This is a genomic window from Streptomyces sp. NBC_01433, assembly GCF_026340105.1.
Classification (GTDB): domain Bacteria; phylum Actinomycetota; class Actinomycetes; order Streptomycetales; family Streptomycetaceae; genus Streptomyces.
On record NZ_JAPEPM010000001.1, the window covers coordinates 5,644,772 to 5,658,027 of the forward strand.

Sequence of the window (13,256 nt, forward strand, 5' to 3'; positions counted from 1 at the left end):
TCACGACCGTCGGCCCGGCGCGGCGTCATCGTCCGGCGATCCGCCGGGCCGGGCTCATCGTTCGCTGCCCCGCCGGGCCGGGCTCATCGTCCGACGATCCGTCGCAGCCACCGGGAACGGGCGTCGCGGGCGTCCTGGCTGAGGACCGCCCGCGGCGCGAGGGTGTCGAAGCCGTGGAAGGCGCCCGGCCACACGTGCAGTTCGGCCTCGCCACCGGCCTGCCAGATCGCGTCGGCGTACGCCACGGCCTCGTCCCTGAAGGTCTCGGCCGACCCGACCTCGATGTAGGCCGGGGGCAGCCCGGACAGATCCGTGGCGCGGGCGGGGGCGGCGTAGGGCGACAGTCCGGCGGCGCCGTACCGGTCGCCGAGCACCGCCTGCCACGCGGTCGCGTTGGAGGTCCGGTCCCAGGTGTCGAGGTCCGCCATCTGGTGGCTGGAGAAGGTCGTGCCGCGGTCGTCGAGCATCGGGCTCAGGAGCAGTTGACCGATCGGGACCGGCCCGCCGCGGTCGCGGGTCAGCAGGGCGAGCGCCGCGGCGAGGCCACCGCCCGCGCTCTTGCCCCCGAGAATGACGCGGTCCGCGTCGAGGCCCGCTCCGGCCGCGTGACCGGCCGCCCGGACGAGTCCGGCATAGCAGTCCTCCACGGGACCGAGGTACGGCGCCCCCGGCGCCAGCCGGTACTCGACGGAGATGACGGCGAGCCGCAGCGGGAGCGCCCATTCCCGGAGGAGCCGCGGAAGTACGGACCGGGCGTTGCCCATGATCATGCCGCCGCCGTGCATGTAGTAGAGCAGCGGCAGGGGTCCGGCGACCCCGGCGGGCCGTGCGCTGACGAGCCTGACCTCACGCCCGTCCCGGTCCGCGGGCGCCCGCAGCTCCGCCACCTCGAACCGGCCGCCGGCCCGGAGCTCGCGCAGCGTCGGCCTGGGCCGGGCGGAGGCGTCCCGCTCCTGCCTGGCCGCGAGACCCTCCGGCGTGACCGGCTCCCGCGCCCCCATGGCCGCCAGCGCGGCGCTCAACTCCGGGTCGAACGGAGGTGCGTGCCGCGCCGGCGGGTCGGGGCGGGGCTCCCATGGCCTTCCACCGGCGCCCACGACAGGTCCTATCCCTCGCCTTCCGTGTCCGGCAGCAGTGCGGTCTGCACCTGGACCACGCCCCTGCGGGTGATCAACTGGGCGCGACCGGGCGGCAGTTGCCTCGGCTTGGTGTCGTTGAACAGATAGCCTTCCGAGGGCGGGCAGGAGAGCAGCGCGGCAGGCGTGTTCACCTCCAGCAGACGGCGCAGCAGCGGGTCGTTCATCGCCCGCGCCGCACCGTTGGCACTGCGCGCCACGATCAGGTGCAGGCCGAGTTCCGCGCCCTGGGCGAGGTAGTCGAGCAGCGGCCCGAAGTGGTTGCTCATGTTGCCGCCGGACACCATGTCGTAGTCGTCCACGACCAGGAAGACCTGCGGGCCCTTCCACCAGTCCCGCCGCTTCAGCTGGGCGGGCGAGATGTCCGCGCCGGGCAGGCGCTCCTTCATGGCCCGTGCGACGCCGTCCACCGCCTGCTTGAGTACGTCGACGGAGACGGCGTAGCCCAGCCGGTTCGCCTCGGGGACGCTCTCCAGCAGCCCGCGCCGGTAGTCGATCAGTATGATCCGCGCCTCGGCCGGGGAGTAGCGCTCGGTGATCGCCCGGCAGACCGAGCGCAGCAGGTTGGTCTTGCCGGTCTCCGCGTCGCCGACCACCACCAGGTGCGCGGTCTGCGCGAAGTCGTGCCACATGACGTCGAGCTGGCCGCCCTCCAGCCCCAGCGGCAGCCGCAGGTCGCCGTCCGCGCCGACCTCCGCGTCGGGCAGGTCGGCGGGATCCAGGACCGTGGGCAGGGTGCGGACCGCGGGTGCGGGCGGGCCCTCCCAGTGCTCGGCCACCCGCGCCACCGCGTCGGCGACGCCCGCTCCGAGGTCCGCGGCGCTCTCGCCGCCGTCCACCCGCGGCAGGGCGGTGAGGAAGTGGTGCTTGGAATCGGTCATGCCGCGGCCGGGCGACTTGGGGATGGTCGCGGCGGCCCGCATGTTGATCATGGAATCCATACTGTCGCCGAGTCGCAGCTCGAAACGCGTGCCGAGCTGGTCCCGCAGCGCGGTGGGAATCTCCGACCAGCGGCCCGCCGCCACGATGAGGTGCACACCGTAGTTGAGACCGCGTGCCGCCAGCGCCGTGAAGGTGTCCATGATGTCCATGAAGTCCTGGCGGACCGTGCCCCAGCCGTCGACCACGAGGAACACGTCGCCGTACGGCTCGTCGGGCATCTCACCGGCCGCCCGGCGGGCGCGCAGCGTCGCCATGGAGTCGATGCCCAGCTCGGCGAACTGCTTCTCGCGCCGGGCCACCAGCCCGTGCACCTCGGCCAGGGTGCGCTGCACCCGCTCCAGGTCCAGCCGGCCCGTGACACCACCCACATGCGGCAGGTCACGGAGCGAACCGAGCGAGCCACCACCGAAGTCCAGGCAGTAGAACTGGACTTCGCGGGGCGTGTGTGTGAGGGCGAGCGACATGATCAGGTCGCGTACGAGGGTGGACTTGCCGCTCTGCGGCCCGCCCGCGATGCCGACGTGACCGCCCGCCCCGGACAGCTCGGCCAGCAGGGGTTCGCGGGTCTGGTCGAAGGGCCGGTCGATGATGCCCACCGGCACCGTCAGCCCGCCGCGCAGAGCGGGGTCGACGGTGGTCAGACCCCGCTCGGCGTCCACCTCCAGCCCCATCAGCAGGGTGTCCAGCGACAGCGGTGCCTCCAGCGGCGGCAGCCAGACCCGGTGTGCGGGCCTGCCGCCCTCCCGCATCCGGGCCACGGCCAGCGCGAGCAGGGTCTCCTCGCTCTCCTCCTCCGTCGCCGCGGCCGGCCGAGGGTCGGGGTCGGGCGCGGGGGTCCGGGGCGCGGTCCACTCCGTGCGGTACGGGACCACCTGACCGGCCACGGCCGACGCGCCGACCCTGCGGACACCCTGATAGGGCCCGGAGACGTACGCGGCCTTGAACCGGACGAGGGTCCCGGTGTCCTTCTTGAGGATGGCGCTGCCGGGGACGGAAGGCAGCTGGTAGGCATCCGGCACGCCCAGTACGCCCCGGCTCTCCATGGAGGAGAACGTGCGCAGCGCGATCCGGTACGACAGGTGCGACTCCAGCTGGGTCATGCGGCCCTCGTCCAGCCGCTGCGAGGCGAGCAGCAGATGAACCCCCAGGCTGCGGCCCAGCCGCCCCACCATCACGAACAGGTCCATGAAGTCGCGGTGAGCGGAGAGGAGTTCGCTGAACTCGTCGACGACCACGAAGAGCGTCGGCAGCGGCACCAGGTCGGCGCCCGCCGCCCGCGCCGTCTCGTACTCGAAGGCCGACGTGTAGTTCCCGGCGCTGCGCAGCAGCTCCTGGCGGCGCATCAGCTCACCGTGCAGGGCATCCTGCATGCGCTCGACCAGGGAGGACTCGTCGGCGAGGTTGGTGATCACGGCCGAGGTGTGCGGCAGGCCGTCCAGGCCGAGGAACGTGGCGCCGCCCTTGAAGTCCACCAGGACGAAGTTGAGCTTCTCCGACGAGTGGGTGAGCGCCAGGGCGAGCACCAGGGTTCGCAGCAGCTCCGACTTGCCGGAACCCGTCGCGCCGATCAGCACGCCGTGCGGGCCCATGCCGCCCTGCGCCGCCTCCTTGATGTCCAGTTCCACCGGTGTGCCGTCCCCGGCGAGCCCCAGCGGCACCCGCAGCCTGGCCCGCTCGCTCCGGTCGGCGCGCACACTGTCCAGATCGACGGTGTGCAGGTCGGGCAGGCCGAGCAGGGTGGTCAGCTGCACGTCCGAGGTGAGGGCCTCACCGTTGTCCGTGGTGATGCCCATCCGGTAGGGGGACAGCAGCGTGGCCAGCGCCCTGGCCCGCCGGGGACCCAGTACGTCGGGCCTGCCGAGCGCCGCCGTGGTCTCCTTCCCCGACCGGTCGGTGCTGACCAGCTCCAGCTGCCGCTCGGAGATCCGCAGCCGCAGCGTGTGGCGGGACTGACGCCAGGGCAGCGAACCGGCCACGTCCAGCGTCACGGTGTTGCGGTACCCGTCGGTGGCCAGCCGGGAGTCGGCGGGCGTCCGGGCGCTGTCCAGCACCACGACGCAGTAGGGCTCCTCGGCGCTCGGCGAGGCGTCCGCCTCGAAGGCGGGCCGGCCGGTCAGCTCCTCGCCGAGCAGCGATTCGAGACCCAGGACGGAATCGGTGACCAGCCGCACGGGCCCGCCACCGTCGACGTCCGTCGGATGCTGGGCGTGCGGCAGCCACTTCACCCACTCCCAGGCGTCCCGGCGGTCATGGTCCGCCAGCACCACGATCCGCAGGTCCTGCGGCGCGTGGAACACGCCCAGCTGGGCCAGCAGGGCCCGCACCATCGCCTGCGCGGCCCGCTCGTCGCCCTGCAACAGGACGCGCGCGTAGGTCCGCAGATAGACCGCGACCGGCTGGTCCGGCACCGTGCCGTACGCCTTGATGAAGCGGCGCAGGGCGTGCGCGGACAGCGGCTCCAGATCCTCCACCGGCTTGGTGCTCAGCGGGGTCAGTTTCGTGCCCAACTGCTGCTCGCCCACCGCGATCCGTACCTCGGCGAAGTCCGCGTGCGCGGCCCGCCGCTCCCACAGCCTGGCCGTGGGCACCAGGCCCCACAGCGACGCCGGGTCCGGGTGCGACCACGCCTGCGCCTCCCGCTGCTGGGTGATCACCTTGCGGATGCGCCTGCGGCTGATCGACAGGTAGCGCATGTAGTCGCGCCGCTCACCGAGCAACGCGCGCTTGCGGTCCCCGGAGGCCCGCAGGATCTGCGACACCAGCATGCCGATGGCCGACAGCGCCATCAGCCCGATGGCGACGTACATCATGGGTCCGCCGCCGCTGCCGGGGCGCAGGAAGATGAGCACCATGCCGAGCGAACTGAGCGCCATCGGCATATACGTGATCATGTTGCCCATCGCGCTCTGTGTCTCCGGCACCGTGGGCGGCTCCTGGAGGCTCAGTTCGCCCTGGGGCATCTCGGGGCCAAGACGCCGGGGAGGCCTCTTGAAGAGGACCACGCTCAAAGGGAATCGCCTTCCTGAGGGGTGCCGGCGGTTACTGTGACGCCTCTTCGAGGTGACAGGACGTCAAACGCCTGCGGTACGGCCGACGGCACAGGTGCGCAGGCCGGGGGTGGGCGGGACGGGGTTGCCGAATCATGGCGGCACCCCACAACGTACAGACTGCACGCACAAGTTAATGTGATCAATCTGACCGCGTCGACCACTGTCCTGGAAGGCGATGAAACGCGCTTGACCGACATATCCGCGGCACCCCTGTGCCGCCTCACGGTGCTGACGCCCGACCGCTCCGTCGAACTCGCGGTGCCGTCCGACATCGTGCTCGCCGACCTGATGCCGACCATCGTCGATCACGGGGGCACCGACCTCTACGAACGGGGAGCGCAGGCCGGCGGCTGGGTGCTCCAACGCCTCGGCCAGGAACCGCTCGACGACGAGAACACGCTCGGCGACCTGGGCCTGCACGACGGCGAGACGGTCCACCTGCGCCTGCGCGGGGACGCCCTGCCCGAGATCCACTACGACGACCTCGTCGACGGGCTCTCCAGCCGGCTGCGTGAACGCCCCGACTCCTGGCGGCCCGTGTGGTCGCACCACCTCATGACCGCTCTCGCCCTGAGCGCACTCGCCACGGGCCTGCTGCTCCTGCTGCTGCCGGGTTCCCCGGGAATCAGGGCGCTCTGCGCGGCGGGCACAGCGATCATCCTGCTGGCCGGCGCCGGAGCCGCCTCACGCGCGGTCGGCGACGTCGGCGCGGGCGGCGCGCTCGGCGCCGCGGCCATCCCCTTCCTCGCCCTGGCCGGTGCGCTCGTGCCCCAAGGCGCCGGATCCGACGTGGAACTGGGCGCACGGCTGCTGGCGGGCTGCGCCGCGGCAGCGGGCGCCGCCGTGCTCGCGGTGGCCGCCGTGGGCGCGTGCGCCCCGCTGTTCCTGGCCGCGGCCCTGGCCGCGGTGCTCGGAGCGATCGGCGGCACAGTAATGCTCTTCGGCGTCACGCCCACCGGCACGGCCGCTCCGCTGATCCTGGCGGTCGTCCTCCTGGGGCACTTCCTGCCCTCCCTGGCGTTCCGCCTGTCCGGCCTGAAGGTGCCGCTGCTGCCCACCAACGCGGGCCAGCTCCAGGAGGGCATCGACCCCACCCCGGACGAGCAGATCGCCGCCCGCGGTGCCATCGCCGACGGCTACCTCACGGGCCTCTACGGCGCCACCGGTCTGGTGGCCGCGGGCTGCCTCACGATGCTGGCGTTCGAGACGTCCTGGGCGCCGCTCACCCTGGCCGCGGTCCTGTGCGCGCTCCTGTTCACACACGCACGGGGGATCGGCGGCGCCTGGCAGCGTCTCGCCGTCGTCCTGCCGGCCGCCTACGGCGCCGTACTGCTGACGGTGCTGCTGGTCCTGCGGTTGGACGCCGATTCCCGGCCCCTGCTGCTCGCCGGTCTGCTGGCCGTCGCGGCCGTGCTCGCCATCACGGGCTGGACGCTCCCCGGCCGCCGCCTGGTGCCCTACTGGGGGCGCGCGGTCGATCTGCTCCACCTGCTCTTCGCCATCGCCCTCGTCCCGCTGGCCCTGCTCGTCGCCGGTCTCTACTCGTACCTGCGGGGCCTCAACAGCTGAGCCCGCGGTCCGGCGTCCGCCGCCGGACCAGCAGGCCGATCCCGGGGTCCCGCGGGCGAAAGCCCCGGACCCCGGGCCCTCGCGCGCCGGGCCGATGCCCGGTCGGAAAGGCAAGGAATGCAGTCCAGGCGGGACCAGGTCCACGCGCACATGTTCGTCATGAGCCGACTGTCACTGGGAATGCTCCGGGACGACCCGGACGCCCCCGAGTCCGCGCACCGGCGGACCTCGAAGGGCTTCGTCATCGGCCTCGTGGTCGCGGCGCTGGCCGCGCTCATCGTCGCGGTGTACGGGCTGGTGGTGCCCGGCGGTTCGAACGCGTGGAAGGCCACCGGGACACTGGTGATCGACGAACGCTCGGGCGCCCGCTACCTCACGCTCGACGGTGTCCTCCACCCGGTCCTGAACGAGACCTCGGCCAGACTGCTGGCAGGCGACCGGATGAAGGTGGTGAGCGTCAAGCCCGCCTCGCTGAAGGACGCACCGCGCGGCGCGACCCTGGGCATCGTCGGCGCACCGGATCCCCTGCCGCAGCCGGGCTCGCTCAGCCGCGAGGCCTGGTCGGTGTGCGCCATCCGGACCGACGCGGCGAAGGCGCCGCTCCTCACCGTGGCCGTCGGCCTGACGGCCCAGGGCCGGCCCGTCACCTCGGACCGGGCCACCCTGGTCCGCAGCGTCCCGGGCGACGCCACCTACCTGCTCTGGCACGGCACGCGGCTGCGGCTGAACACCGCGAACTACGCTGTCCAGTCGCTGGGTTACGACCCCGAAGGGGCGCACCCCGTCCCCGACGCCTTCCTCAACGCCCTGCCCGCAGGCCCGGATCTGGCGGTGCCGGAGGTGACGGGACGCGGAAAGGCGGGCCCCTCGCTGGCCGGCCGCGCCACGCGGGTCGGGCAGCTCTTCGACGGCTCCGGCCGCCACTACCTGCTGACGGAGCGCGGTCTGACCCGGGTCACCGCCCTGGAGGAGGCGCTCCTGAAGGGCGATCCCCGTACCCAGCGGACCGCCTACGCCGGGGGAGTGGTCGAACTTCCCAGGATCGGCGCGGACGACGTGGCGCGCCACCTGGACCCGAAGGAAGCCCGGCTCGTGGGGGCCGAGGGGGGCGCGGTCCCGACCGAGCTGCCCGGCCCGAGGCCGGTCGGCGCGAGCGAGGGCGTCTGTGCCGTCATCGGCACCGCGGACGGCAGGCCGACGGTCTCGGTCGTCCTGCCCCGCGCGGACGCGGTGGGCGGCCGGGCGGTGTCCAACCAGCCCGGAATCACCGCGGGTTCGGGAGCCGCCGACCTGTTCGCGGTACGCCCCGAGGGCGGCGCACTTGTCACCGCGCTCTCCTCCGCGGGCACGGGCACGGCCCACTACCTGGTCACCGAGTCGGGGGCCAAGTACCCGATCCCCGGCGGCGACAAGGGACTTCAGCGGCTCGGCTACAGCGCCGGGCAGTCCGTCCCCATACCGTCCGGCGTCCTCGGGATGCTCGCGTCCGGGCCCGCGCTGGACGACACCACCCTGCTGGCGCAGGGGCTGGTGGAAGTGGCGGAGAACGAGGCGCCCCAATAGCCGACTGCCCGCCATTTTACGGGAATTGAGCTTTCTCTGAGGATAGGGAAGCCGGGAGGCAGGCGCTTTCTGCGGCATTGCCGCAGCTCACGCACGCATCGAAGGTGAACACTCAGAATTGACGTGGAACATGCGTGCCAAGATCCCGTACGGCGTATTAACCTGATGATCCGTCGACTACCGGAGGGCGTGATTCCCGGTGTGGTCGGACTGCCGTGCGCCCGTGGTGCCGCCGTTTCCCCCGCAGTGTCCAGGAGGACCCCTATGTCTGATGTCTCCGGCTTCAACGTCAATTCGGCCGATGGCCTGTCCAACGACGAAACAGCGATGCTCCAGACGCTGAAGACGCTGGATCAGCACCTTCGCGACATGGATGAGGCGGGCCGCAAGGTCAGGACCATCCAGGGCCAGGTGCGGGGTGCCTACCAGGCGGCTTCCTCGGAGACCCACGCCGCCGGCATCGACGAGTGGCTCCGGGCGCACAACAGGGTCATGGAGCGCACCCAGTTCTTCCGCGAAGGCACCTCGATGGCCAACCGGCTCCTGGTGGACGCCGAGCACGAGGCGAACAGCTACGCCGCGGGCATCACCAACCAGATCAACCCCGGCTGACCTTCCCTCTTCCCTCAGCCCCGCATTTCCTTCCCCCCTTCCCTTAACCGCCCATGAGGAGTTCTGCCATGTCCGTCAAGATCAGCCACCAAGGGGTCCTGGACGCCATCAAGAACATGGACTCGGCCCAGCAGGAGATGAAGGAGGCGCTCGCCTGGATGCAGAACAACTTCGGCGCGCTGCGCGACACCCTGAGCGGCCAGACCCGTACCTCCTGGGAGGAATTCCAGGCCGAGCTGGGCCGGATCAAGCTGCAGCTCGACGAGCAGTACGGGGTGGCCCGGACGACGCTCCAGCGGATGCATGCCCGGCAGATCGACGGGGACCTCGACGGCGGCCGCGGCCTGAACAACCTTCAGGGCAGCTGATCCGACCGTCCGAATCGACTTCTGTGAGGTGTGAGCATGGCTGGTGAAGAGAATCCGGGCGACATCTTCCAGTCGACCGACGGCGTCTATCTCAGATATGCCAACCAGGAGATCCCCACGTTCCGCCGCGACCTCACGGTCAAGGCGGAATATGTGAGCCTGGGATCGAAGATCCCGCTCGCTCTCGGGAACCCCGAGAAGTGCTTGCAGGCGAAGGCACTGGAAGGCCAGCTGGAGACGTTCCGCTCCAGTATGCGTACGCGGTACGAATCGGCCATCACGCTCCTGAACAACTTCTCGGCCAGCCTGCGGGACGTGGAGACCAAGCACAAGGAAGCCGAGGACGACTCCACGGGCATGGGTGGTGCCCTCGCCGACGAGTTCTCCGAGATCCTGACCCCGAAGGGAAAGTGAAACCATGGTCGCGGTGCCCTCCGGGATGCCGGCCAAGTGGGAGGAAATCCTCGCCATGTTTCACGACGGCACCACCAAGCTTCCGGACCGGAACCTGGTGGCGGGCGCAGGTGCCAAGAAGTGGATCACCAGAGAGAAGAACGGCCAGTGGTTCGACGGCACTCCGGCGGACAAGGCGAAGGACTGGGGGCTGGACGGGTACCACGCGTTCCACTTCCCCAAAAGGAAAGGTGAAAAATGGCTGATGTTCGGGTTCGGCTACAACTGGACCGACTTCGGCAATGATGGCGGGGCGCTGGCCGAGTTCACCGGTGCGCCCGGTCCGATCTTTGGATCGGTGGTGTCCGGGACGAACAAGGACGCCAATGCGGCGATGTCTCGCAAGGCGTCCGAGATCCTCAACAACATGGCGGTCTGGACGGACGGGTGGTCGTCCAAGTTCAATGAATGGGCCGAAAAGGTCGGCAACGGCTCGGAGGAACTGCAAGGGGAGTCCGCCGAACTCTTCGAAGCCGTTCTTCTGGCGGTGAAGCGTTCACTGCAAGAGACCCAGTCCTTTTACCTGGGTGGCGCGATCACGGAAAATCTCGTAGCGGTGAGCGAGCAATTGTGGACCACCATTGGAGTGCTGAGGAAGAACTCCTGGGACTGGTTCGACAAGCTTGAAACCGTGGGCACGGGCATCGAGGCGCACGAAGCCGGGTCCATCGCCATGGCGTTCACCCACCTGAATTCGCAGTTCCTGAAGGCGATGAGCACGCAGAACCCCCTGTCGGACCACGACCCGACGGTCAGCGGTCCCAACTGGGGCGCTATAGAGGCCGCCGCGAAGACGAGCTGGCTCGACGGTGTCAAGACCGAGCTCGACGACAGGTCCGCGCAGACGATGGTCGACCTGGCGACGGCCTACGACAGGGCGAGCGGGAAACTCTCCGACGCGAATTCCGTGGTGAAGCCGACGTTCACCATCTCGCTGACGGACGAGGAACAGAAGAACTTCTACGGCGACACCGGAGACACCAGCGGCGGCGCCGGCGGCGGCGACGACAACGACATCCTCACCAAGCTCAAGGAGATGTTCGGCGCCGGCGGTGACGGTGCGGGCGGTGACGGCGGCGGCACCGGAGGCGGAGCGGGCGGTGGGGACGGCGGCGATCTGGGCCTCGGCGGCCCTCCTCCGGTGACCGGGCCGAGCGGCAGCACTTCCGGCACCAATCTCCCCAAGACCAGCAACCTCGGCCTCGGCCCGCCTCCGGTCACGGGACCCAGCGGCGGCACCTCCGGTACGGGCGGCGGCGGGTCCCTGACGGTCCCGGCCGGATCGCGCATCGACCCCAAGACCGGCGCCGTCACCGACTCCAAGGGCAAGGCGGTACTCGGTGCGGACGGCAAGCCCCTGATCGTGCCGCCCGGCTCCACGATCGGTCCCGGGGGTAAGATCATTTCGCCCTCCACCGTCGGCCCGAAGCCGCCGACACTGCCGAGCGGCTCCACCTCCGGAGACCTGACACGGGGCTTCGGAGTCGATGCCGAAGGCAACGTCATCGTTCCCAAGGGCACCAAGGTGGACGCTCAGGGAAACCTGATCGGCGCGGACGGCAAGCCCCTGACCAACACGTACGGCGGGAAGCTCAGCGTTCCGCCCGGCTCGCGGATCAACGCCGACGGAACCATCAGCGACCCGCAGGGCAAGCACATCACCGAGAGCAGCAACAACCTGAAGACCCGCAATCCCAAGACGCTCGACGAGCTGCTGAACGGTCAGCGCCGTCCGAACACGTCGAGTGGCGATCTCTTCGGCGGTTCGAAGGCGGCCTCCGAGAACCTCCGCAAGCTGTTCGAGAACAACGGCAACGCGAACCGTGAGCCGACCTCCGTGGTGTCCGGGATCAGCAACCGGGCCCGAACCGCCATGGGGCTGCCCGCGATCCCGGCTGTCCCGCCGGTGCAGGGCAATGTGCCCACCCAGTCGCTCGGCACCCTCGGGCGGGGCGGAGCGGGAGGCGCGACGGGGAGCGGCATGCCCTTCATGCCGCCGATGGGCATGGGCGGTGGCGGCGCCCCGGGCGGCGGCGGCAGCGGTGGTGACCGGCAGCGCAACGTATGGCTCTCGGAGGACGAAGAGGTGTGGGGCACCGAGCCCGGCACCGGAACGGGCGTGATCGGACGATGAGTTCCGCAGGGACAGACACCGGCGTGGCGACGGCCGCGGGCGCGGATTCCGCCATGCCGCCGGTGCCCGACGACATCCGTGCGGCGGCGCGCACCGCACCCGACCACTGGTTCGGCACGGTGGACCCGGCGTGGCGCGGTGACGGCGAACCCCCGCTGTGGGCGGTGATCGGCCAGTGGCGTTCGGACGCCGACGGCGAGATCGTCGAATGGCAGCGGAACGACGAGTACCGGCCCTCGCCCGGCATGCTCGGCTGGCCGGAGCCCGCCGACGAGGTGGACGCCGCCATGCAGCTCGCGGCCACCGGTTACGGCCCGGTCGAGAACGTCGCCCTGGCGGTGGTCAGCGGCGAACTGGCCGTCCTGGTCGCGCCCGGCGGCGGCGCGGTCAGCGCCTGCACCCCGGACGGCGACCCGGTGGTGCCGGTCTTCACCTCGCCCGTCCATCTGGAGCGGGCCGGTGCGCTCGCACACCGGGTGCTGTCCGTGTCCGAGGCGTTCGCCCTCGTACCCGAAGGCCAGGACATGTACCTCAACCCGACGGGCCCCGTGGCTCTGCGGCTGTCCGCCGAGGACCTGTCCCGCGCGGTCGACGTACTGGAAGCGGCGGCCGCCGCGGCGGAAAGCAAGGAGGAGCAGGACTGATGGTGTCGTTCCAGGAGCAGCTCGCGGAGGCCATGGCCGGCCTCGCGGAGCAGACGATGAAGATCCAGCAGGTCCAGGAGGAACTGGCCAGGGCATCCGCCTCGGCGACCTCCAAGGACCGGATGGTGACCGCCTCGGTCAACGCCCACGGCGAGATCCTCTCCTTCAAGTTCCACACCGAGGGCTACCGCACGATGCCGGGCGCCCAGCTCGCCGAGGTGCTGAAGGCCACCGTCAACGCGGCGCGCGTGGAGATGAACACCAAGGTCAGTGGCTCCGTACGTCCGTTGATGGGGGACCAGGAGGACTTGGCCAAGGGCTTCTTCGGCGGTGGCGAGCTGGATGATCTGCTCGCTCCGCTGCGGGCGATGCAACCCGAAGGTCTGACCGACACGGTGCTGGGGGACCGGCGCAAGTCCGCCGGGAACCGCGGCGAGGAGGACGATTTCTATGGCTGAGACCCTGAGCGTTCCGCAGGACCTGCCGCGTCGGTTCACCCAGTTCGCCGACATCTCGCGGATCGTCGGTGAACTGAGCGTCCTCAACGACCACATCAACCTGGAGAACAGGACGGCGGGCGGCCGGGACGACGTGTACGCGAAGGAGTACCACAAGTTCGTCGACTCGACGGGCAAGGGGCTCACGTACGGCCTCGAAGGGCTCTCCGATCTGCTGGAGATGGTCGGCATCAGCGGAAACAAGGCGTCGGTCATCCTGAACGACGCAGAGAACGACGCCAATCACATGGCCGCCGGCTGAGCCGGCCGAACACCGAAGACGCGGCA

Annotated in this window: 11 protein-coding genes; 9 read left to right on the top strand and 2 right to left on the bottom strand. The window is 70.6% G+C overall.

Annotated elements, in window-relative coordinates:
• Window positions 1-83: 83 nt before the first annotated feature.
• Both OG413_RS25405 and eccCa read right to left on the bottom strand, forming a co-directional pair.
• On the bottom strand, window positions 84-1,001 hold the full coding sequence (locus OG413_RS25405) for an alpha/beta hydrolase fold domain-containing protein (RefSeq protein WP_266810357.1): 918 nt from the start codon (window positions 999-1,001) through the stop codon (window positions 84-86).
• 104 nt (window positions 1,002-1,105) lie between these two features.
• Window positions 1,106-5,038 carry a type VII secretion protein EccCa gene (eccCa, locus tag OG413_RS25410; protein WP_266810358.1) on the bottom strand — a complete coding sequence of 1,311 codons (3,933 nt, stop codon included), beginning with the start codon at window positions 5,036-5,038 and terminating at the stop codon, window positions 1,106-1,108.
• Between the two features lie 276 nt (window positions 5,039-5,314).
• Here eccCa and eccD point away from each other — a divergent pair, with 276 nt between their 5' ends.
• From eccD to OG413_RS25455, 9 genes are all read left to right on the top strand, one after another.
• Entirely contained in the window at window positions 5,315-6,697 is a 1,383-nt protein-coding gene (gene eccD, locus OG413_RS25415) for a type VII secretion integral membrane protein EccD (RefSeq protein ID WP_266809032.1), read from the top strand.
• Window positions 6,698-6,814: 117 nt separating this feature from the next.
• On the top strand, window positions 6,815-8,260 hold the full coding sequence (gene eccB / locus OG413_RS25420; protein ID WP_266809034.1) for a type VII secretion protein EccB: 1,446 nt from the start codon (window positions 6,815-6,817) through the stop codon (window positions 8,258-8,260).
• Window positions 8,261-8,524: 264 nt separating this feature from the next.
• Window positions 8,525-8,872 (top strand): hypothetical protein, encoded by a 348-nt coding sequence (locus OG413_RS25425; RefSeq protein WP_266809036.1) that lies wholly within the window; start codon window positions 8,525-8,527, stop codon window positions 8,870-8,872.
• 68 nt (window positions 8,873-8,940) lie between these two features.
• Window positions 8,941-9,240 (top strand): hypothetical protein, encoded by a 300-nt coding sequence (locus OG413_RS25430; RefSeq protein ID WP_266809038.1) that lies wholly within the window; start codon window positions 8,941-8,943, stop codon window positions 9,238-9,240.
• A 36-nt stretch (window positions 9,241-9,276) separates the two neighbouring features.
• Window positions 9,277-9,654 carry a hypothetical protein gene (locus OG413_RS25435; RefSeq protein WP_266809040.1) on the top strand — a complete coding sequence of 126 codons (378 nt, stop codon included), beginning with the start codon at window positions 9,277-9,279 and terminating at the stop codon, window positions 9,652-9,654.
• Window positions 9,655-9,658: 4 nt separating this feature from the next.
• Window positions 9,659-11,827, top strand: a complete 2,169-nt coding sequence (locus tag OG413_RS25440) for a hypothetical protein (protein ID WP_266809042.1) — start codon at window positions 9,659-9,661, stop codon at window positions 11,825-11,827.
• Window positions 11,824-12,471 (top strand): type VII secretion system-associated protein, encoded by a 648-nt coding sequence (locus tag OG413_RS25445; protein WP_266809044.1) that lies wholly within the window; start codon window positions 11,824-11,826, stop codon window positions 12,469-12,471. The genes OG413_RS25440 and OG413_RS25445 overlap by 4 nt, the downstream gene beginning before the upstream one ends.
• On the top strand, window positions 12,471-12,929 hold the full coding sequence (locus tag OG413_RS25450) for a YbaB/EbfC family nucleoid-associated protein (protein WP_266809046.1): 459 nt from the start codon (window positions 12,471-12,473) through the stop codon (window positions 12,927-12,929). Before OG413_RS25445 ends, OG413_RS25450 begins: the two co-directional genes overlap by 1 nt.
• The gene (locus OG413_RS25455) at window positions 12,922-13,230 is read left to right on the top strand and encodes a hypothetical protein (protein ID WP_266809048.1); all 309 of its coding nucleotides are present in this window, start codon (window positions 12,922-12,924) and stop codon (window positions 13,228-13,230) included. The genes OG413_RS25450 and OG413_RS25455 overlap by 8 nt, the downstream gene beginning before the upstream one ends.
• The last annotated feature ends 26 nt before the right edge of the window (window positions 13,231-13,256 follow it).